This window comes from Nocardia colli (assembly GCF_008704205.1).
Lineage (GTDB): Bacteria > Actinomycetota > Actinomycetes > Mycobacteriales > Mycobacteriaceae > Nocardia > Nocardia colli.
On the sequence record NZ_VXLC01000018.1, the window covers coordinates 131,741 to 151,820 of the forward strand.

Below are 20,080 nucleotides of genomic sequence, written 5' to 3' on the forward strand. Positions count from 1 at the left end.
CTCACGCGCCGTGGCTACGTGAGGCTTTCATCGCGGCGTCGGCGCGTGCGGCAGCGCTCTTCGCGCGCGCGGCGGCCTGCTTGACCAGTTTCTCTTCGGAATCGGTGACCTCGACCTGGCTCACCGAGGGGGTCGGCGCGGGCGCGGCCTGCGCCCGAACGACAAAACCGACCACGGCCAGCACGGCAGTGATCGCGACGGCGACGAACAGGGAACGCAGAACACGCACTTTGTCCTCCAGGAATGATCAGGGTGGAGCCGGACCAAGCAAGAGAAACGAGACGATGTAGCACCGCCACAATAGCGGTCGCCACGCCGTCTACCTCGCCGGACCCCGCCGAAGCCGACCCCGCGTGCGTGTCGGGAAACGACAAGGCCCGCATCCGCCGGGCCGCTGAAAACAGTAGCGGCGCAACGAATGCGGGCCTCGAAACGACCTAATCCAGGTAGTCGCGCAGCACCTGCGAGCGGCTGGGGTGGCGCAGCTTGCTCATGGTCTTGGACTCGATCTGCCGGATGCGTTCGCGGGTGACCCCGTACACCTGGCCGATCTCGTCGAGCGTGCGCGGCTGGCCGTCGGTGAGGCCGAAGCGCAGCCGGACCACGCCCGCCTCGCGCTCGGACAGCGTCTCCAGCACCGACTGCAACTGATCCTGCAGCAGGGTGAAGCTCACCGCGTCCACGGCGACAACGGCTTCGGAGTCCTCGATGAAGTCACCGAGCTGGCTGTCGCCCTCGTCGCCGATGGTCTGGTCCAGCGAGATGGGCTCACGCGCGTACTGCTGGATCTCCAGCACCTTCTCCGGCGTGATGTCCATTTCCTTGGCGAGCTCCTCCGGGGTGGGCTCGCGGCCCAGGTCCTGGAGCAGTTCGCGCTGGATGCGACCGAGCTTGTTGATGACCTCGACCATGTGCACCGGGATACGGATGGTGCGGGCCTGGTCGGCCATGGCGCGGGTGATCGCCTGCCGGATCCACCAGGTGGCGTACGTGGAGAACTTGTAGCCCTTGGTGTAGTCGAACTTCTCGACGGCGCGGATCAGACCCAGGTTGCCCTCCTGGATCAGATCGAGGAACGCCATGCCGCGGCCGGTGTAGCGCTTGGCCAGCGAGACCACCAGGCGCAGGTTGGCTTCCAGCAGATGGTTCTTGGCGCGGTTGCCGTCGCGGACGATCCAGGTGTAGTCGCGGCGCATCGCGACCGGCAGCTTCTCGCCCTGCTCGGTGAACTCGCGCACCTTCTCCGCCGCGTAGAGGCCGGCCTCGATCCGCTTGGCGAGTTCGACCTCCTCTTCGGCGTTGAGCAGCGCGACCTTGCCGATCTGCTTGAGGTACGCCCGCACCGAGTCGGCGGACGCGGTGAGCTCCGCGTCCTTGCGCGCCTGCCGGAGTGCCTCGGATTCCTCTTCGTCCCAGACGAAGTCGCCGGAGGCCTTGTCGGCGGCGGTCGGTTCGACCTCCTCCTCGGCGGCTTCGGCGACCTCCTCGACGACCAGGTCCTCGGCGTCTTCGGTCAGGTCGTCCTCGGAGACCTCGAGATCGCCGAGGTCGGCGACGTCGAGCGACTCGTCGTCGCCCGCGTCATCGGGGCCTGGCTCGCCGTCGGCTCCCACCTTCTTGGTGGCAGCCTTCTTGGCGGGCGCCTTGGCACCGGCCTTCTTCGCAGGCGCCTTCTTGGCAGCGGCCTTCTTCGCCGGAGCCTTCTTCGCGGCAGCCGCCTTACGGACCGGCCGTGCTTCGGTTACATCTGCGGAATCGGCCTCGGCCGAATCGGCGGTCTGACGGGTATTCGTGGCTACCACGTACGCCCTTTCGTGACGGTCTCGTGCGGCGTCACGCCAGAGTGGTCTTCCGGCGGAGCGGTCTGTCGGGTTTCACCGGCGGAAGGCCGGTCGGGTTTCACCGGTTCAACACCGGGCACGTTCCATTGTAACGATCTAACCAGGGTACCTATGGCCACCATGCATGAGGCGGCGCTTCGCAAGCTCAGCTGGTTGCCGCATGACGAGACCGGTGAAGCGTTGATTGGCTGTATCCACCCACGTTATACCGTCTGTCGGCGTCGCGTCGGCGGGTTGCCGGACCTGATCACGGCGCGATGCCCGCGTCGATCGCCATGGCCGCGCCGACGATGCCCGCGGTGTTGCGCAGATGCGCCGGGATCACCTGGGTTCGGTTGGTGAGCAACGGGATCCACTGGTCGGCGTCGCGGCTGATGCCGCCGCCGGCGACGAACACCTTCGGCCAGAACAGATTCTCCAGGCCGATCAGCACCGTGCTCACCTCGGCGGCCCACTGCTCGAAGCTCAGCCCGTCGCGGTCCTTGATCGAGGCGGCGGCGCGATGCTCGGTCTCCATCCCGCCGACCTCGAGGTGGCCGAGTTCGCTGTTGGCCACCAGGGTGCCGTGGTAGAGCAGGGCCGAGCCGATGCCGGTGCCGAAGGTCAGCAGCAGCACCAGTCCGGCGAAATCCTTTGCCGCGCCGTAGCGATCCTCGGCCAGGCCCGCCGCGTCCGCGTCGTTGAGCACCGTCACCTCGCGCCCGTCGAGGGTGTCGGAGAACAGCTTCCTGGCGTCCGTGCCGACCCAGGCCTTGTCGATGTTGGCCGCGGTGCGCGCGACCCCGTCCAGGATGACCGACGGCAGGGTGATGCCGACCGGGCCGTCCCAATCGGCTTGTGCGACCAGCTTTGCCACCGCGTCGGCGACCGCCTGCGGGGTCGACGGCTGTGGTGTCGCGATCTTGATTCGTTCGTGGACCAGCTCACCGGTCGCCAGATCCACCGCGCCACCCTTGACGCCGCTGCCGCCGATATCGATGCCGAATGCGTGCCCCCGAGCGGACATGACTGAGCCCTCGTTCCTGTGCTGGCCGGTGTGGAGCACAACACCGATGCACAAGGCTTCACCCCGGCCGCGAGCGGCGATGCGGTGGTGTGCCCGACGACGGCGTTGTGTCGTGCACGACAAGAGTAATGCGCGATCGATGCTGCGCGTTCCCGAGGATCTGTGATGCGATGGGGAGCGTGCCGGAAACCTCATCGCCCGTGTCCGACTACACCTCCGAGATCATCGTCGCCCGCGGCGACGAGGCTGAACTGCGCAGAGTCGCGGTCGACCTCGCCGAAACCGCCGCGGCGCACGTCCGTGCCCGCCGCCCCGAGGTCTTCGGTCAGGCCAGTGGACCCGCCGAGGGCGCGGTGCAGGCCAAGGCCCATCCGACCGACCCGGTGACCATCGTGGACACCGAAACCGAGGAGCTGATCCGCGGCCTGCTCGCCGAGCAGCGCCCCGGCGACCCCATCCTCGGCGAGGAGGGCGGCGGCAGTCTGGCCGACTCCGCGGCCGACGTCGTGCACTGGGTAGTAGACCCAATCGACGGCACGGTGAATTTCCTGTATGGGATCCCCGGCTACGCGGTCTCGGTGGCCGCGATGCGCGGCGGCCGCCCGGTGGCCGGCGCGGTGGTCGACGTCGCCCGGCGGGCCACCTACAGCGCCGGGCTCGGGCTCGGCGCGATCCGGGTGGACGCCGAGGGCGCGGTCGAGCACCTGCGCTGCACGCCGGTCGAGACCGTCTCGATGTCGTTGGTGGCCACCGGTTTTGCCTACGGCAAGCATCGGCGGACCCGGCAGGCGCAGCTGATCGGCGAGATCCTGCCGCAGGTGCGTGACATTCGTCGCTTCGGCGCGGCCGCGCTCGACCTGTGCCACGTCGCGGCGGGCCGGGTGGATGCCTACTTCGAGCACGGCCTCAACGCGTGGGACTGGGGCGCGGGCGCGTTGATCGCGGCCGAGGCGGGCGCGTTGCTCACGCTGCCGCCCGCCACCGCACCGGGCGAGGCCGGCGATCTGGTGATCGCCGCGGCCCCCGGCATCGCGGAGGAACTGTTCGCGCTGCTGGATCGAGTCGGTGCGACGGAGCCGATTCCGGACCGCTAGGCGGGTCGCTGGACAAGAAAAAGCCCGATCGGTGCCATCAAGCGCCGATCGGGCTTTCCGCGTCCAGCTAACAGCGAGCTTGCCTGGCGGCCTCGAGCAGCTTGATGTCGATCGAGGTGCTGTTGCCGGGCGCCGGGTTCTTCAGCGACCGCAGCACCTCCTCGGCGTCGTTGCTCGGGCGGATGTCGCGGAACAGCGAACCGAGCACCATGTCGACCGTCTCGTCGGCCCGCTGATCCTCGATCAGCTCGGCGCACGGCACCACCAGCTGCACCGACGCGGCGGCCGGGCGGCCGTTCACGCCGAACCGGATCTGCCCGGTGCACTCCAGATCGCCGTTGACGTATACCGAATCGTTGCCGTACTGCGTTCCCGGCGCGCTGGCGAACCCGAGGTCACCGAACTGCGCCGCGACGTGCGCGGCCTGGCCGCGCTGGTTGTTCGCGTTGAGCACGCGCACCCGGCTGGCCGCGAGCGGCGCGGGTTCCACGTCCTGCAGCCGGCTCGCGCCGACCCGCTGCCCGAGCGTTGCCGCTGGTTGAGCGCCCGGCTCGGTGGCGGGGCTCGGCGAGTTGCAGGCCATCGCGCTGGTGTCGTGCTCGGTCGTCGTCAACGCCTTGACCCACACGATCGTGCAGATCAGCGTGACGATGCCGAGCATGATCAGCCAGGGCTGCGGGCGCCGTCGGAGGAAGGGCCTGCCCTGGGAATCCACGGGGCGGCCTTCGGTGATCAGTGAAACCACCAGCACACTCTACGAAAAGGTGGCGATACCCGGCGACGGCAGGCCGTCTAGGGGGCGATCAGGTCGCGGAAGGTCTCGGGGAGTTCGACGGACGGTGTCGATTACCCGTCAGTTTCGAATCGTCTGTGTTTTGATTGCGACTTTTGTGCTGGGGTCCGCTATTGTCTGGCGGCCCAGATCGAATCGCCGGTGGCGAAATTGGTGGTCGGTCGCGGGAACAAGTAGGGCATGTCCTGCGTTTACCGAGCGCTATCCGGAGTGGATCAGCCCGATCCGACCTGATGGGTGAGCGGTGTACGTGTGACGTGCACCACCGGCGGGGCGGTGCGAGTCACAGCGGTTCCAGCAGGAATCGGTGTGAGCAATCCGGTCCGGGATATATGTAGTAAGGACGAGGGGAAGACGACATGGCAACCGACTATGACGCACCTAGGCGTACCGAAACCGACGATGTGTCGGAAGATTCGCTGGAGGAGCTGAAGGCTCGTCGTAACGAGGCACAGTCCGCCGTCGTGGATATCGACGAATCCGATACCGCGGAGTCGTTCGAGCTTCCCGGCGCGGACCTGTCCGAGGAAGTGCTGAGCGTTCGGGTGATCCCGAAGCAGGCCGACGAGTTCACCTGTTCCAGCTGCTTCCTCGTGCACCACCGGAGCAGGCTGGCCAGCGAGAAGGGTGGTCAGCTGATCTGCATGGACTGCGCGGCTTGAGTTAGCTCGAGGTGATCAGCCCGCGCTGGGCAGCCCCAGCGCGGCTAGGACCCGTTCCGGGCGACGCGTACTGACCAACCAGTACGGCGTCGGATCGTCCGGGTCGTCGAGCACGAGGAGCACCATCGGACCGATCCACGGCCGATGCTGCACATAGGCGGCGGGGTCGAGCTGACGACCCAGCGCCGCACTCTTCGCCGTGCGGGCGACGACGGCCGCACGGGCGACGAAATTCACCGGCAGGTGAGCGCGGTCGGCGCGGAGCTCGGGCGTGCCCGACGCGTCCGGCATGACCTCGACGCGGTGGCGGCTCAGCCACAGCAGCACCCACACCGGTATCGGGAACAGCAGCACATACGGCAGCCAGGCCCGCAATCCCGGTGCGCCCATATGGATTTCGGCGGCCAGCAGCCCGGTGATGGCGAACGCCACCGGCCACCACCACAGCGGCACCCACAGGCGCTCGCGGTACGGCGGCAGGCTCTGCTGGTTCTCGTCCATCTTCACGGGGTTGGGCTGGTCCGACACGACTCAACACTAATTCACGGCAGGGACTGGTCAACGCGTAGGCTCGACCAACGTGACCGCCCTTTCACCGATACCTCTGCTGCGGCTGGATCCCGGCATCCCCATGCCCGCGCGCGCCCATCACGGCGACGCCGGCGTGGACCTGTGCACCACCGAAGACGTCATCCTGGAACCAGGGGAGCGGGTGCTCGTCGGCACCGGTGTCGCCGTGGCGCTACCGGTCGGCACGGTCGGGCTCATCCATCCGCGCTCGGGCCTGGCGGCCAAAACCGGGCTGTCCGTGGTGAACACCCCCGGCACGGTCGACGCCGGCTACCGCGGCGAGATCAAGGTGTGCCTGATCAACCACGACCTGCGCACGCCGATCGAGCTGCGCCGCGGCGACCGGATCGCGCAGCTGCTGGTGCAGCGGGTGGAACTGGTCGACTTCGTCGAGGTCGAGACGCTCGACGAAACCGCGCGCGGTGCGGGCGGTTACGGGTCCAGCGGTGGTCACGCGAGCCTGGCCGAGGCCGGCCAGGCTGCCGCCAAGGAGGCGTGATGGGAATTTTCGGCAAGAAGAGATCCGTCGACGACGACCAGTATCTGGACGACGACTACGACGAGGTCGACGAGTACGACGAAGACGACTACGACACCGACGAACACCCGATCGTCGCGGGCGACTACCGCGACGCCGGGGCGGGCAAGTCGGGTCCGTACGACTTCACCGAGGTGTCCGAGCTGCTCGAGCAGGTCACCGATCAGCGACTCGATCTCGGCTCGGTGATCCTGCCGGTGCCGCAGGGCGGGCAGTTGCAGGTCGAGATGACCCCCGACGGCACGCCGCAGGCGGTGCACCTGGCCACCGAGCACGGCCGGCTTACGGTCGCCGCGTACGCGGCGCCGAAGTCGGCCGGCCAATGGCGCACGGTGGCCGCGGATCTCGCCGATTCGCTGCGCAACGACGGCGCGCGGGTCGCGGTGGAAACCGGGCCCTGGGGTCGTGAGCTGCTCGCCATCACCGAGGGCGCGGACCTGCGCTTCATCGGGGTGGACGGGCCGCGCTGGATGGTCCGGCTGGTCGCGGCGGGCCCGTCGGGCGCGTCCAACGACGGCAGCCCGCTGGTCGCGGCGGCCCGGGCGATCTTGCGCGAGACCGTGATCCGGCGCGGCGACGATCCGTTGCCCGTGCGTGAGCCACTACCCGTGGTGCTGCCCCAGGAACTGGCCGAACAGCTGGCCGCGGCGCATCAGGCGCAGGCCGACGCGCAACAACAGCAGGCGGCCGCGCAGGCGGCGGCCCCGCAGGCCGCACCGCCGCGGATGCCGGAGGGACCGCGCCGCGGCGCCGATGGTTCCGCCATGCAGCAGCTCGGCCTGAACTAACCGAGCGCGGCAAATCCCGTGTGTCCGAGGATCGCCGGATCCGCGCCGAGTTCGGCGAGGGTGATCCGGCGGATCGCGGACCGCGGGATCAGCGCCGCCCATTCCTCGGCGATCGCGAACGGGTGCACCGGGTCGTCGACCGCGGTCACCACGGCCACCGGAACCTCGAGGGTGCCGAGCTGTTCGGTCCCCGGCCACTTGTAGTGCGCCGCTTCCTCCAGTGCCGCAGGCAGATTCGGCCACTGTGACCGCCACGACCGGGTGAGCGCGTCGGCGAGCCACTGCGGGCTGCTGGCCTGCATCCGCTCGAGCACCGCGTCCAACCCGTCGGCTCGCAACTGCGCCGCGGTCACCGACGCGCTCAACGCGGCGGGGCAGGCGGAGGTGTCCGGCCCGGTCCACCCGGGCAGCGCGGCGATCACGCCGATCGTCGATTCCGGACGCTCGGCCGCCCACTCGATCGCGACCGCCGCGCCCAACGAGATTCCCGCCACAACAATCGGTCCCGCCGCGGCCGCCGTGTCGAGCGCGGCCCGATAACTCGCGACCACCCCCTGCGGGTCCGGCTGCACCGCCACCACGTCCAGACGGCGCGCTCGGCAAGCGGGTTCGAACGCGCGACGAGCGAAATCCGCGTCGGATCCGGTTCCCGGCAGCGCCACGACGACGTGGGCGGCCGACACGGAGTGTGGGGAGTCGAACACCGGTCCGAGCGTAGCGGGGGTGTGCTGGTGCATCTACAGTGGCGGGTGTACGTCCACCGCCGGTCGTGCTGAGAATCCACGATGGTGTGCGATCCACACTGTCTGCTCTATGCAGGAGAGCGTGCGAAATGTCATCCGCTGCCTCAGGGTATTTTCGACGTCTGGGCCGCAGACTGACCGAGGATCTCGACCAGTTGGACGCCGAGGAGCTTGCCGAGAAATCGGAGGCTTCCGGAGCGTGCCGTGCGTCGGAGTGTCGCCGCGGCGACGAAGCCACGATGCTCGGTAAGCTGCGCAGTGTCGAAGCGTGTTCGAAGTCCGCGGGCGCTACTGTGCAAGCGGAATTCTTCGACGGAACCGATGCCATCACCCTGGTATGGATCGGCCGTCGGCGCATCCCCGGTATCGAACCGGGACGGCGTATCTTGGTTCGCGGTCGCGTCGGAGATCGAGACGGCCGCAAGGTGATCTACAACCCCTACTACGAACTGCGCGGGAACAGCTGACGTATGCCATCGAGCAACGACAACGCCCCCACGGGCGAACAGACCCCCTCGACCGAACAGCTCGAGCCCACCGAGGCTCTGGACCCTGAAGAGGTAGCGGCCGAGCAGACGTTGCTCGAGCAGTTGGGCGGTTTCAGCGGCCTGATCTATTCGACCGTTCCGGTTGTCGTCTTCGTCCCCGTGAACAGTTTCGCCGGGCTGACCGCGGCGATCTGGGCCGCGCTCGGCGTGGCCGCACTGATCCTGGTCTGGCGTCTGATCCGGCGCAGTCCCATCCAGCCGGCCATCTCCGGTTTCCTCGGCGTCGGCATCTGCGCGTTCATCGCCTACCGGATGGGGGAGGCCAAGGGCTTCTTCCTGTTCGGCATCTACACCAGCCTGGTCTACGCGGGCGTGTTCCTGATCTCGATGCTGGTGCGCTGGCCGCTGGTCGGCGTCATCTGGGGCGTGCTGAACGGGCACGGCACCGACTGGCGCAGTGATCGCCGCGTGCAGCGCCTGTACTACCTGGCCACGTCCACCTGGGTGCTCGTCTTCGGCGCCCGCTACCTGGTGCAGTCGCAGCTCTACGACACCGACCGCACCGGCTGGCTCGCGTTCACCCGCATCGCCATGGGCTGGCCGCTCACCGCGGTCGCGCTGGCGGTCACCGTGTGGGCCGTGCGGCGGGCGGGGCACATGCCCACCAAGACCGCCGTGGCCGAGGCCGCGTAGCGCGTTAACCCCGCGGGTGCTGCCCGCGAAAACCCCTTGGGGTGGTGTAACTCCCACCGCCGAGGTGGGGGGTTACCCACCCTGGGGTGCCTGGAGACAAGCCCGAGTTCATCAGACGATCGTTGCGTAGGAAAAACAGCGCACGATCGTAGGAAAGGACTCGGACGTGGCTACCGAGCACAACACCGCAGCATTGTCGAAGAACCACAATCCGGCCCTGTCGGAGAGCCGCCGGGTGGCGGCCGAACTGGACAAGTTGATCGGCCCCGCCGCCGCGGGCGACCGCAACGCCGTCACCGAGATCGTCCGCGTCGTGCATCCGCTGGTTCGCCGGTATTGCGGTGCGCGCCTTGGTAATACGGCGCACCTGCAGGTCACCGCCGACGACGTGGTGCAGGAGATCCTGATCGCCACGGTCAACGCCATCCCGCGCTACCGGGATCAGGGCAAGTCGTTCCTCGCCTTCGTCTACGGCATCGCCTCGAACAAGGTGGCCGACGCGTTCCGCCGCTCCCAGCAGCACCCCACCTACCCGATGGCGGAGATGCCGGACACCGCGTCCACCGAGGCAGGCCCGGAGGAGTGGGCGCTCGCGCTCGAACGCCGCGCGGCCACCAAGGAGCTCATGAAGATCCTCGCCCCCGCCCATCGCGAGGTGCTGGTCATGCGCATCGTGCTCGGCTGGTCGGCGGCGCAGACCGCCGAGGCGATCGGCACCAGCCCCGGCGTCGTCCGGGTGATGCAGCATCGCGCGCTGAACAAGCTGCGCGCGGAACTGAAGGTCGCCTAGGCTCGACCGCCGCGCATCAGCCCTGTCGGGGAGTCAAGGCTTGATGCCATGGTTGGCCAGTTCGACCCGGAGGTCCTCTTCGGCCTCCACCGAGGTCACGAACAGCAGTTCGTCGTCGCCCTCGAACGGATCATCCGGTTGCGGCACGATCACCCGGCCGCCGCGCAGAATCGTCACCAGGGCGGCGTCGCGCGGCAGGGTGAGGGTGCGCACCGGCTTTCCGGCCAGTCCGGTGTCGCCGGGCAGGGTGATCTCCACCAGATTGGCCTGACCCTGCCGCAGCGTCATCAGCCGCACCAGATCGCCGACCGTGACCGCCTCCTCGACGAGCGAGGCGAGCAGGCGTGGCGTGGACACCGCGACGTCCACACCCCAGGACGAGTCGAACAGCCACTCGTTGCGCGGATCGTTCACCCGCGCCACCACGCGGCGCACGCCGAACTCGGTCTTGGCGAGCAGGCTGTGCACCAGATTGGCTTTGTCGTCGCCGGTGGCCGCGATGACCACCTCGTACGTTTCCAGTCCGGCGTCCTCGAGCAGCGCCAGCTCGCAGGCGTCGGCGTGCACCCAGACCGCGTCCGGTATCGCCTCCGGCTCGATGTGATCGAGCTGGCGTTCCAGCAGCATGACGTTGTGTCCACCGCGCAGCAACTCCCTGGCGATGGATCGGCCGACGGCGCCGGCCCCGGCGATGGCCACTTTCATGTTCAGTCCTCGCTCACGGGGGGCTTGCCTGCCAATGCGATGGCCTCACCCACGGAACCGGAGGTGGCGGCGACATAGACGACGTCGTCGGCCTGCACGATGGTCTTGCTGTCCGGCAGCAGGCCCTGGCCGAAGCGGATGATGAACGCGACCCGCACGCTCACCTCGCGCTCCAGATCGCGCACGGTCCGGCCATACCAGTCCTCGTGCAGCGTCAGCTGCGTCACAGCAACCGTGCCGGTGGGGTCGCGCCAGGTGGTGGTGCTGTTGTCGCCGATCAGCGCGCGCAGGAACCGGTCGGTGGTCCAGGGCACGGTGGCGATGGTCGGGATGCCGAGCCGCTCGTAGACCGCGGCGCGCTTCGCGTCGTAGATGCGCGCGACCACCCGCTCGACGCTGAACATCTCCCGGGCCACCCGCGCGGAGATGATGTTGGAATTGTCCCCGGAGGAGACCGCGGCGAACGCGTCGGCGCGCTCGATTCCGGCGCGTACCAGCACATCTCGGTCGAAGCCGACGCCGGTCACCCGCTCGCCGGCGAAGTCCTGGCCCAGACGCAGGAAGGCGGCCGGGTCCCGGTCGATCACGGTGACCTCGTGGCCGACCCGGACCAGGGCACGAGCCAGCGCCGAGCCGACGCGCCCACAACCCATGATCACTACGTACACCCGTGCACCCTCGTTCCTGGAACCAAGCGTTCGTTCTGCTAATTGTCCGATCGAACGGTACCTGCCGAACCATTCCATCGGCCACGTTCCCCCTCCGCCGCGTGGCCAAACCTGCGAGCCACGCGCGCGACCACCCTCGCGTGCGCCTATGCTCGCTCCAGTGTCCAAGTTGACGACGGCAGCGAAACGAATGCTGCTGGGCAGGCCTTTCCGTAGTGATTCGCTTGGCCATACCCTGCTGCCGAAGCGCATCGCCCTTCCGGTGTTCGCCTCCGATGCGATGTCCTCGGTCGCCTACGCGCCGGAAGAAATCTTCCTGGTGTTGTCCGCGGCCGGCATCTCCGCCTATGTCTATGCCCCCTGGGTCGGATTAGCCGTCGCGCTGGTCATGGCCGTGGTCGTAGCAAGCTATCGGCAAAACGTGCACGCCTACCCGTCCGGCGGCGGTGACTACGAGGTCGCGACGACCAACCTCGGGCCCAACGCCGGGTTGACCGTCGGCAGCGCGTTGCTCGTCGACTACGTGCTCACGGTGGCGGTGTCGATCTCCTCGGCCGCGTCCAATATCGGCTCGGCGATTCCGTTCGTCGCGACGCACAAGGTGCTCTTCGCCGTCGTCGCCATCGCCATCCTCACCGCGATCAATCTGCGCGGCATCCGCGAGTCGGGGACCACGTTCGCCATCCCGACCTACGCGTTCATCGTCGGCATGTTCGTCATGCTCGGCTGGGGGCTGTTCCGCATCTTCATCCTCGGCGACGACCTACAGGCCGAATCGGCGGGATTCGGACTGAAGGCGGAGGACGAGCACCTGTACGGACTCGCCTTCGCCTTTTTGATCGCCCGCTCGTTCTCCTCCGGTTGCGCCGCGCTGACCGGTGTCGAGGCGATCAGCAACGGCGTGCCCGCGTTCCGGAAGCCGAAGTCGCGCAACGCCGCCACCACCCTGCTGATGCTCGGCACCATCGCCATCGTGCTGCTGATGGGCATCATCATCCTGGCCCAGAAGATCGGCGTCGTCTACGCGCACAACGACGCCGACCTGATCGGCGCGCCGCCCGGCTACCACCAGAAGACGCTGATCGCGCAGCTCGCCGAGACCGTCTTCCACGGTTTCCCGATCGGGTTCTTCTTCATCACCACGGTGACCGCGCTGATCCTCGTGCTCGCCGCGAACACCGCGTTCAACGGCTTCCCGGTGCTCGGTTCGATTCTGGCGCAGGACCGTTACCTGCCCCGGCAGCTGCACACCCGCGGCGATCGGCTCGCGTTCAGCAACGGCATCCTGTTCCTGTCCGGTGCGGCCATCGCGTTCGTCGTGCTGTTCGGCGCCGAGGTGACCAAGCTGATCCAGCTCTACATCGTCGGCGTGTTCGTCTCCTTCGTGCTCAGCCAGACCGGCATGCTGCGGCACTGGACCCGGTTGCTGCGCACCGAGACCGATCCGGCGCAGCGGTCGCGGATGAAGCGATCCCGGGTGATCAACGCCGTCGGCCTCACCGCCACCGGCACCGTGCTGATCATCGTGCTCATCACCAAGTTCTTCGCCGGTGCCTACATCGCCATCTGCACCATGGTGGCGATCTTCATCGTGATGAAAATGATTCGCCGGCACTACGATTCGGTGTCGCGCGAGCTGGAGGAGCAGGAGTGGGACGGCGTGCTGCCCAGCCGCTCGCACTCCATCGTGCTGGTCTCCAAGCTGCACCTGCCCACCCGCCGCGCCCTCGCCTACGCCCGCGCCACCCGCCCGGACACCCTGGAGGCGATCACCGTCAACGTCGACGAGGCCGACACCCGGGCACTGGTGCGCGAGTGGGAAAAGAGCGACGTCACCGTGCCGCTCAAGGTGATCGAATCCCCCTACCGCGAAATCACCAAGCCCGTCCTGGACTACGTGAAGCGAGTGCGCAAGGACTCACCCCGCGACGTAGTCACCGTCTTCATCCCCGAGTACGTAGTCGGCCACTGGTGGGAACAAGTGCTACACAACCAAAGTGCGCTACGACTCAAAGGCCGCCTGCTCTTCGAACCCGGCGTAATGGTGACCAGCGTTCCGTGGCAGTTGAGTTCGTCCACCCGAGCCCGCACACCGGGCATGGTCAACGCGCCGGGTGCGGTGCGCCGCGGTTATGACGACCGCTCATGAGGCCGCGAACTGCATTCCGTTTGCCGAGTGTCTGCGAGGGGCGGGCATGACCGATTGGCGCGATACGACTTTCGAGGTGCGGTTGGGTCCGCCCGGGCATGGTGGGTTCTGTGTGGGCAGGCATGAGGGGCGCGTGGTGTTCGTTCGGCACGGGTTGCCGGGTGAGCTGGTTCGGGTGCGGGTTACCGAGGATCGTGGTGGGTCGTTCTGTCGCGCCGACGCGATCGAGATCCTGGAGCCGTCGCCGGACCGCGTTCCCGCGACCTGTCCGGTCTCCGGCCCTGGCGGCGCGGGGTGCTGCGACTTCTCTTATGCCACTCCGAAAGCCCAACGGGCGCTGAAGGCTTCGGTCGTCGCCGAACAACTGCGTCGCGTCGCCGGCATCGACCGCGAGGTTGTTGTCGAACCGATCACCGGTGCAGGCGACACCACCACCGGCTGGCGCACCCGCATCCGATTGGCCGTCGACGCCGAAGGCCGCGCGGGCGTTCACGGTTACCGCAGCACCGAGGTCATCACCGATCTCCGCTGCCCCCAACCGGTTCCAGGCGCTCTCGACGGTGTCGCGGACCGATTGTGGACGCCCGGTGCCGATTTGGTGATCGCCGTCGACGGCGACGGCGTCCGCCACATCATCGAACTGGCCCCAGCGGTTGACGGCGACCGCCGAAAGTCCCGTGGCGACCGCGAATGGCAACGAGCCGAACCCGCCGACCGCCGCACCGGCCGTGACCGCCGTGGCCGCGCCGATCGGACCGACCGTCGCCCCGGTGCACACCGCGACGACCGCGGCCGATCTGACCGACCCCGCCCCGGCACCGACCCCGCCCGCGACGGCAACCATGGCCGCGAGCCTCGCACCGAAGACCAGGGAGTGCGCGGACGAGACGACCGCACCGGCGCCACCCGCGGCAGCGATCCGCGCAGCGGAACCGACCGCGACAACCGCCGCCGCCCGAGCGGCAAACCCGGCACCGACGACGCACCCGGCGTCACCGACCGCGCCCACCGTCGCCGCCCCGGCGAGATCGGTGGCGTCTGGCGTGGCGGCACCGCCCGCGGCGGTCCAGAACAGGGCGATGGCCGCAGTCCGGATGAGCGCGCGGAGCCACGGTACGACGACAATGGTCGGCTGGAGGCACCGCAGGCCGGGGAGCGGCGCAATGCTTCGGCTCGCCGAGCGGCGACGCATGCGGCACGCGACGAATGGGTGATCTCCGGAACCGGCCGCGCAGTCGAGTACGTCGCGGGCCGCCGCTGGGAGGTCTCCGCAACCGGCTTCTGGCAGGCCCATCACGGTGCCGCACAATGTTATTCGGACCTGATCGCCGAATGGTCCTGCCTGCACCCCGGCGCTCTGGCCTGGGACTTGTACAGCGGCGCAGGCGTTTTCGCCGCCCGCCTCGCCGACCAGGTCGGCCAGACCGGCGCGATCCTGGCCGTAGAGTCCGCCCGCCCAGCAGTAGCCGACGGCACCGCCGCCCTCCGCGACCTCCCGTGGCTCGACCTGCACGCCCAACGAGTAGAACGCTGGGTAACCGAACGCGTAGGCGGCGCAGCCCCCGACACCATCGTCCTCGACCCCCCACGAGCCGGCGCAGGCAAAGAAGTAATAGCCGCAATCACCACAACCGGCCCCCTCCGCATAATCCACATAGGCTGCGACCCAGCCGCTTTCGCCCGAGACCTAGGCCTCTACCACTCCGCCGGCTACCACCTGACCACCCTCCGAGCCTTCGACGCCTTCCCCGGCACCCACCACGTCGAATGCATAGCCCTACTCGAACGCCCAACTCCCTAACCCACCGACCGGGACGTGGCGGAGCCGAAACCCGAGTAGCCCCTCGCCAACGTCCCGTCCGGCAACGCGCTGTTCGCCGAACGGGACATGGCAGCGCCGAAGTGCGAGTGAGCCCACGGTGATGTCCCGTTCGATGCCGTGTTGTTCAGCGAGTGGGACGTGGTGGTGCCGAAGCGCGAGTAGGCCCTCGGTGGCGTCCCGTTCGACGCCGAGTGTTCGCCGAGCGAGACATGGCGGGAGGCGACTGCGAGTGAGCGCACCGAGATGTCCCGTTCGGCAACGACGAGCACGACCGACGTCTGCTGAGCGAGTTCCGGCGGGTGAAATGTGTCGGCAGGGCGTCGTCTTCGACCCATTCGAGCTGCACGTCCGTCGGCTCGACATCGTTCGCCGAATGGGACATGGTGGTGCCGAAGTGCGAGTGAGCTCTCGGTGGCGTCCCGCTCGACAACTGTCGTGGCGGCCGAGGTCTGCTGGGCACGGTACAGCGGATGGAATCTGTTGGTAGGGCATCGCTTCGACTGATTCGCGCTGTCTCGCCCCTTCCGCGCAACATCGTTCGCCGAGCGGGGCGTGGCCGTGTCGAAGTGCGGGTAGGCGCTCAATGCTGTCCCGTTCGACGCTCTGGGTTGTTCGCCGAACGGAACACGGTGACGGCAGAGCACGAGTGCAGCTGCCGTGATGTCCCGTTTGGCCACTGCGACGGTGATCGAGGTTGCTGGGCGCGGTTCGGCGGATGGAGTCTGGCGATGGGTCGGCGCTTCGACTGATTCGCGCTTCATGACTTTCCAGCGCGACGCTGTTTTGCCGAGCGGGACACGGGTGAGGACGGACCACGTGCAAGCCCTCGGTGGCGTCCCGTTCGGCGACGCGTAGTTCGCTTGGTGGGACGTGGTGGAGCCGAAGTGCGAGTGAGCCCTCGGTGCTGTCCCGATCGGCAGCGCGTTGTTCGTTTAGTGGGATGTCAGTGTGGTGGAACGCGAGTGGGTGTTCCGTGAATTCCCGTCTGGCGAGGAGGAGTACTCGAGGGCTGCGGGGGTGCTGCTGTCCCTGGGTGGACCGGGTCAATGGGCCAGCAGCTGCACACTATTTGATTTCCCGCATACCGAATTACATGCGAATCGGTATGCGGGAAATAACGGCGTGTGCGGCTGTTGCGCTTCGCGTGGTCGACTGGCGCGCGGGGTGCTGGGAGGGCTGTTGTCGCAGGCCTTTTGAGTTGGTGCGCCTGGATTTACATGCGATTCCTGGTCAGGGAAACGCGGTGGGTGCGGCGGGTGTTGGATCGACGGCACGGGGTTCGACGCCAGTGGTACGGCGGTCGGTATGGCCGTACGAGTCCTGAGTTGGCGCACTTGGTTTCGTATGCGATTCCGGGTGCAGGAAAGGCCGTGGCTCCGGAGTCGATGTGTCAGGCCATGACTTAGCGGAGCGACGTGGCGCGTGCTGCGGTGCGGGGATTGGCCGGGTGCGGGCGGCCGGTCAGTCTTCGTAGGTTGGGGGGCGGCGGTCTCGGCGGGCGCGGATGGCTTCGTCGAAGTTTTCGGTGGTCAGGCGGACGTAGAGTTGGGCGGTTCCTTCGTGTTGCATGTGGGATTCGAAGCCGCCGGCTTCCATGCCGCTCCAGAGCATGCGTTTGGTGAGTTCGGTGCCGACGCGGCTGAAGCTGATGATGCGGTCGGCGATGTCGTAGCAGGTGTCGAGGAGTTTGGCGGCGGGGACGGTGCGGGAGACGAGGCCGATGCGTTCGGCTTCGAGTGCGTCGACGTCGCGGCCGGAGAGCATGATCTCGAAGGCGCGGGAGGAGCCGATGGCGCGGGGGAGCAGGTAGCTGATGCCGAGTTCGGTGGAGGTGAGGCCGTTGTTGATGCCGGCCGCGCGAAAGTAGGCCTCCTCGGCCGCGATTCGCATGTCGGTGACCATGCTGAGGCAGAAGCCGCCGCCGATCGCGGCGCCGTTGATCGCGCCGATCACCGGCTGGTTCATCCGCCGCAGCGCCAGCATCACGTCGTTCAGCAGGTCCATCGAGCGACGCGCGATGCTGGTGGTGGTGAGCCCCTCGACATTCGGCACCTTGCCCGCGTTCTGTAGGTCGGCGCCGGAGCAGAACCCCTGCCCCGCACCGGTCAGCACCACGACCCGAATGTCGTTGTCGGCGCTCACTTCTTCGAGCGCCTCGCGCAACGGGATCATCACATCGAAGGCCATGGCGTTCATGCGCTCGGGCCGATTGAGCGTGACCAGCGCGATGTGTGGTCGCGGCGTGTCGACAAGCACGAACGACATACGAAACCCCTAACCGGCGACTGCGCTGCCACCGACATCTCAATATAAGTGCTGCGCGGACCACACTTGCCGGATCGCGATTCAGTACTGCTCGTGTGACGGTGGTCGGATCGCGAGACCCCGCCGGGTTCGCGGGCACTCCGCCGCTGGACATGTTCTTCTCTGTGGTGGGTGGCGCGGTGAAGAACGGCGTGGACTGGTTGCTGAAGAACGGCCTCGGTGTCGCGCAGTGGCCGGTGCTCGCGGCCAGCGAGATCATGAACGCCTATCAGCCGGCGGGCGTGGCCGCGGGCCAGAACCCAGACGGTAAAATCGGACGTTATCGGTCGCGCTCGATTCCTCGGCATCGCGCCACCACGAATCCTCGGCGTCAGATTGCCTTGGCCGCAGAGGTTTTCAGCCGACACACGTCGAGGTTTCCGACGGCCGGATGTCGCACCGCACGGATCGATCGGAGATAGCGGCCTGGTCGGGCCAGCGCGTTGCGACGACTCGCTGGTGCATCGAGCGTTTCCGGCCGGTAGGCCATCAGTGGCAGTGCCGGCAGCGGCCGATTCTGACCGCGAAGCGGGGAGCGAAGGTCGGTCAACTGACTGATAGATCGGGCTCTCGTCAATGGCATCGGCATCGGGCCATCGACGCGAGATTGCGCCTGTCGCAACAGCTTGCGGCGGGTTAGCCGAACGATGGCCACGAGTGTGCCGGTGGCACAAATGCTTCCGTCTTGGCTCGAACCTGGCGGACCGGGAACCAGGTGAAGAGCAATGCCGCGATTGCGGTGAGGACACCCCAGCCGACGAACCCGTATCCGGCGTACAGCGGATTCACCTCGTGCTCAGCGGAGTTGAACAACCCGAACAGCATCGCGCTTCCATTGAACGCGGCATGCGCGATGGCACACGGCCAGATACTTCCGGTGTACATCCGCAACCATCCGAGGATCGCTCCGAACGGCACGCAGAACCCGATGAACGCCACGGCGGCCCAGGCCCCGAGGTTCGGATAGTTGTACCCGAGCAACGTCAGCGGCGCATGCCACAACGCCCAGATCACCCCGGTGGCAACGATTCCGCCGGTGATCCCGAGCCGGTTGTTGAGCTGCGGCAGCAACCACCCGCGCCACCCGAGTTCCTCACCGAGTGCGAACGGCAAGGTGCCGAGGGTGGCAACAGTGACAGCGTCGACAATGACCGCCGCCACGGTCTCGCCACTCTGGAACTCGAAGACATACACGCCGAACACCACACTCAACCCGAACGCCAGCCACAGGAACAACGGCGTCCCCACCCAGGCGACCACCATGAGCCACACCGTCAACCGAGGCCGAGCACCGAGCCGTAACCCGTTCTGCGTCAACAGCGCAGGCCAAGATAGTCGCCGATACCGCCACACCGCCAGCACCCCGAGGGCGGGGGAGAACATCATCAGCGCAGCCCCCGTATGCAGCCACAGAGCGGACTGCAACCCCTCCCCATCGATCCACGGCCCGGACGCCAGCACCCAGCCCGCAGCGACCGCGACGAACAGGAACAGAACGAAATCGTTGCGACGAGCGATCATCCGACATCCTTAGGACGGCGTGCTGCCTTACCTATTCGGACGCAGGGCAGGCCGACCCGGTTCCATCGATGCCGAAAGTTCTTGCTCGAGTTTTGGAGTCGCCCCATGACCGTCTATGTGATCGCCCAGCTGAAGTTCACCGATCGCGCCGCCTACGACCGCTACCAGGCCCGCTTCCTCGACGTATTCACCCGCCACGCAGGCACATTGCTCGCCGCCGACGAGTCACCGCAGCTCATCGAGGGCACCAGCGACCGGCAGAAAGTGGTTCTCCTGTCGTTCCCCGACGAGACCGCGTTCCGCGCGTGGGCGGAATCACTGGAGTACCTGGAGATTTCGAAAGACCGGCAAGCAGGCGCCGACTCCGTGATCCACCTGGTCGAAGGCCTCGGCCACCGCGCGTGACAATGCAGCCGCCGACCCGCCCGGCAACGCGGCTTCCGGCCGACATCGCGCAGAGCACTGGTCGATGCCGGCGTGCTCAGACAGGAATCAATTCCGCTGAGAGGTCGCCGCGTCGAGCGTGTGGGTTCGTGTCGAGCGCGCGGGGCCGCGCCGAGCGTGTGGGACTGCGCCGAGCATGCAGGACCCGCATCGAACATGCTGTGCGAATCGAACACTGCCGGGCCGCGCCGAGCATGCAGGGTCGGCGCGAGCGTGCAGGGCCTGCACCGAACATGCTGGGCGATTCGAGCTTTTGCGGCCGGGCCGAGCATGTGGGGTCGTGTTGAACATGCTGGCCTGCGCTGAGAATGCAGGGCCGCACCGAGCATGTAGGACTGCGCCGAGCATGCAGGACCCGCATCGAACATGCGGGGCCGCGCTGAACATGCAGGGCCGGGTCGAGCGTGCAGGGCCTGCATCGAGCATGCTGGGCGATTCGAGCTTTGCGGGGCCGGGCCGAG

The 20,080-nt window shown here is 67.6% G+C and carries 21 protein-coding genes; 11 read left to right on the forward strand and 10 right to left on the reverse strand.

Going from position 1 to position 20,080, the window contains the following annotated elements:
* Nucleotide 1: 1 nt before the first annotated feature.
* The 3 genes from F3087_RS32535 to ppgK form a co-directional block, all read right to left on the reverse strand.
* On the reverse strand, nucleotides 2-229 hold the full coding sequence (locus tag F3087_RS32535) for a hypothetical protein (RefSeq protein ID WP_150405928.1): 228 nt from the start codon (nucleotides 227-229) through the stop codon (nucleotides 2-4).
* A gap of 208 nt (nucleotides 230-437) precedes the next feature.
* Nucleotides 438-1,802, reverse strand: a complete 1,365-nt coding sequence (locus F3087_RS32540; protein WP_150405929.1) for an RNA polymerase sigma factor — start codon at nucleotides 1,800-1,802, stop codon at nucleotides 438-440.
* A 286-nt stretch (nucleotides 1,803-2,088) separates the two neighbouring features.
* Nucleotides 2,089-2,847: a polyphosphate--glucose phosphotransferase gene (gene ppgK, locus F3087_RS32545; protein ID WP_150405930.1), complete on the reverse strand. Its 759-nt coding sequence runs from the start codon at nucleotides 2,845-2,847 to the stop codon at nucleotides 2,089-2,091.
* Nucleotides 2,848-3,017: 170 nt separating this feature from the next.
* Here ppgK and F3087_RS32550 point away from each other — a divergent pair, with 170 nt between their 5' ends.
* Nucleotides 3,018-3,941: an inositol monophosphatase family protein gene (locus tag F3087_RS32550; protein ID WP_375903893.1), complete on the forward strand. Its 924-nt coding sequence runs from the start codon at nucleotides 3,018-3,020 to the stop codon at nucleotides 3,939-3,941.
* 67 nt (nucleotides 3,942-4,008) lie between these two features.
* Here F3087_RS32550 and cei read toward each other — a convergent pair whose 3' ends face one another.
* On the reverse strand, nucleotides 4,009-4,686 hold the full coding sequence (gene cei / locus F3087_RS32555; protein ID WP_150405932.1) for an envelope integrity protein Cei: 678 nt from the start codon (nucleotides 4,684-4,686) through the stop codon (nucleotides 4,009-4,011).
* Between the two features lie 407 nt (nucleotides 4,687-5,093).
* On the opposite strand from cei, the gene F3087_RS32560 reads away from it, so the two are divergent.
* Nucleotides 5,094-5,396, forward strand: a complete 303-nt coding sequence (locus F3087_RS32560) for a DUF4193 domain-containing protein (protein WP_107658115.1) — start codon at nucleotides 5,094-5,096, stop codon at nucleotides 5,394-5,396.
* Between the two features lie 15 nt (nucleotides 5,397-5,411).
* Here F3087_RS32560 and F3087_RS32565 read toward each other — a convergent pair whose 3' ends face one another.
* On the reverse strand, nucleotides 5,412-5,897 hold the full coding sequence (locus F3087_RS32565; protein ID WP_150406052.1) for a DUF3093 domain-containing protein: 486 nt from the start codon (nucleotides 5,895-5,897) through the stop codon (nucleotides 5,412-5,414).
* A 130-nt stretch (nucleotides 5,898-6,027) separates the two neighbouring features.
* Here F3087_RS32565 and dut point away from each other — a divergent pair, with 130 nt between their 5' ends.
* Nucleotides 6,028-6,465 (forward strand): dUTP diphosphatase, encoded by a 438-nt coding sequence (dut, locus tag F3087_RS32570; RefSeq protein WP_375904465.1) that lies wholly within the window; start codon nucleotides 6,028-6,030, stop codon nucleotides 6,463-6,465.
* Nucleotides 6,465-7,292, forward strand: a complete 828-nt coding sequence (locus tag F3087_RS32575; RefSeq protein WP_150405934.1) for a DUF3710 domain-containing protein — start codon at nucleotides 6,465-6,467, stop codon at nucleotides 7,290-7,292. Before dut ends, F3087_RS32575 begins: the two co-directional genes overlap by 1 nt.
* Here the strand turns inward: F3087_RS32575 and F3087_RS32580 are convergent.
* Complete coding sequence (locus F3087_RS32580; RefSeq protein WP_223885512.1) at nucleotides 7,289-7,996, reverse strand: alpha/beta fold hydrolase; 708 nt, start codon at nucleotides 7,994-7,996, stop codon at nucleotides 7,289-7,291. The two genes, F3087_RS32575 and F3087_RS32580, sit on opposite strands and share 4 nt — an antisense overlap.
* 128 nt (nucleotides 7,997-8,124) lie before the next feature.
* On the opposite strand from F3087_RS32580, the gene F3087_RS32585 reads away from it, so the two are divergent.
* The 3 genes from F3087_RS32585 to F3087_RS32595 all read left to right on the forward strand — a co-directional run bounded on the left by F3087_RS32585 (nucleotide 8,125) and on the right by F3087_RS32595 (nucleotide 10,006).
* A complete protein-coding gene (locus F3087_RS32585; protein WP_040736821.1) occupies nucleotides 8,125-8,502 on the forward strand; it encodes an OB-fold nucleic acid binding domain-containing protein in 378 nt (125 codons plus the stop codon).
* Nucleotides 8,503-8,505: 3 nt separating this feature from the next.
* Nucleotides 8,506-9,216, forward strand: coding sequence for a DUF3159 domain-containing protein (locus tag F3087_RS32590; RefSeq protein WP_150405936.1), 711 nt, complete (start codon nucleotides 8,506-8,508; stop codon nucleotides 9,214-9,216).
* Nucleotides 9,217-9,382: 166 nt separating this feature from the next.
* Nucleotides 9,383-10,006: a sigma-70 family RNA polymerase sigma factor gene (locus tag F3087_RS32595; RefSeq protein WP_150405937.1), complete on the forward strand. Its 624-nt coding sequence runs from the start codon at nucleotides 9,383-9,385 to the stop codon at nucleotides 10,004-10,006.
* 33 nt (nucleotides 10,007-10,039) lie between these two features.
* On the opposite strand, the gene F3087_RS32600 is transcribed toward F3087_RS32595, so the two are convergent.
* Nucleotides 10,040-10,711 (reverse strand): potassium channel family protein, encoded by a 672-nt coding sequence (locus F3087_RS32600; protein WP_150405938.1) that lies wholly within the window; start codon nucleotides 10,709-10,711, stop codon nucleotides 10,040-10,042.
* A 2-nt stretch (nucleotides 10,712-10,713) separates the two neighbouring features.
* Nucleotides 10,714-11,379: a potassium channel family protein gene (locus F3087_RS32605; protein ID WP_150405939.1), complete on the reverse strand. Its 666-nt coding sequence runs from the start codon at nucleotides 11,377-11,379 to the stop codon at nucleotides 10,714-10,716.
* Between the two features lie 160 nt (nucleotides 11,380-11,539).
* On the opposite strand from F3087_RS32605, the gene F3087_RS32610 reads away from it, so the two are divergent.
* Nucleotides 11,540-13,528 carry an APC family permease gene (locus tag F3087_RS32610; RefSeq protein WP_150405940.1) on the forward strand — a complete coding sequence of 663 codons (1,989 nt, stop codon included), beginning with the start codon at nucleotides 11,540-11,542 and terminating at the stop codon, nucleotides 13,526-13,528.
* A gap of 46 nt (nucleotides 13,529-13,574) precedes the next feature.
* Nucleotides 13,575-15,329: a TRAM domain-containing protein gene (locus tag F3087_RS47530; protein WP_396897594.1), complete on the forward strand. Its 1,755-nt coding sequence runs from the start codon at nucleotides 13,575-13,577 to the stop codon at nucleotides 15,327-15,329.
* Between the two features lie 1,482 nt (nucleotides 15,330-16,811).
* Here F3087_RS47530 and F3087_RS32625 read toward each other — a convergent pair.
* The gene (locus F3087_RS32625) at nucleotides 16,812-17,615 is read right to left on the reverse strand and encodes an enoyl-CoA hydratase (RefSeq protein ID WP_150405941.1); all 804 of its coding nucleotides are present in this window, start codon (nucleotides 17,613-17,615) and stop codon (nucleotides 16,812-16,814) included.
* 101 nt (nucleotides 17,616-17,716) lie between these two features.
* On the opposite strand from F3087_RS32625, the gene F3087_RS32630 reads away from it, so the two are divergent.
* A complete protein-coding gene (locus tag F3087_RS32630; RefSeq protein ID WP_150405942.1) occupies nucleotides 17,717-18,076 on the forward strand; it encodes a hypothetical protein in 360 nt (119 codons plus the stop codon).
* A gap of 214 nt (nucleotides 18,077-18,290) precedes the next feature.
* Here F3087_RS32630 and F3087_RS32635 read toward each other — a convergent pair whose 3' ends face one another.
* Nucleotides 18,291-19,175: a CPBP family intramembrane glutamic endopeptidase gene (locus F3087_RS32635; RefSeq protein ID WP_150405943.1), complete on the reverse strand. Its 885-nt coding sequence runs from the start codon at nucleotides 19,173-19,175 to the stop codon at nucleotides 18,291-18,293.
* A 105-nt stretch (nucleotides 19,176-19,280) separates the two neighbouring features.
* On the opposite strand from F3087_RS32635, the gene F3087_RS32640 reads away from it, so the two are divergent.
* Nucleotides 19,281-19,580 carry a DUF1330 domain-containing protein gene (locus F3087_RS32640; RefSeq protein ID WP_150405944.1) on the forward strand — a complete coding sequence of 100 codons (300 nt, stop codon included), beginning with the start codon at nucleotides 19,281-19,283 and terminating at the stop codon, nucleotides 19,578-19,580.
* Nucleotides 19,581-20,080: the final 500 nt, after the last annotated feature.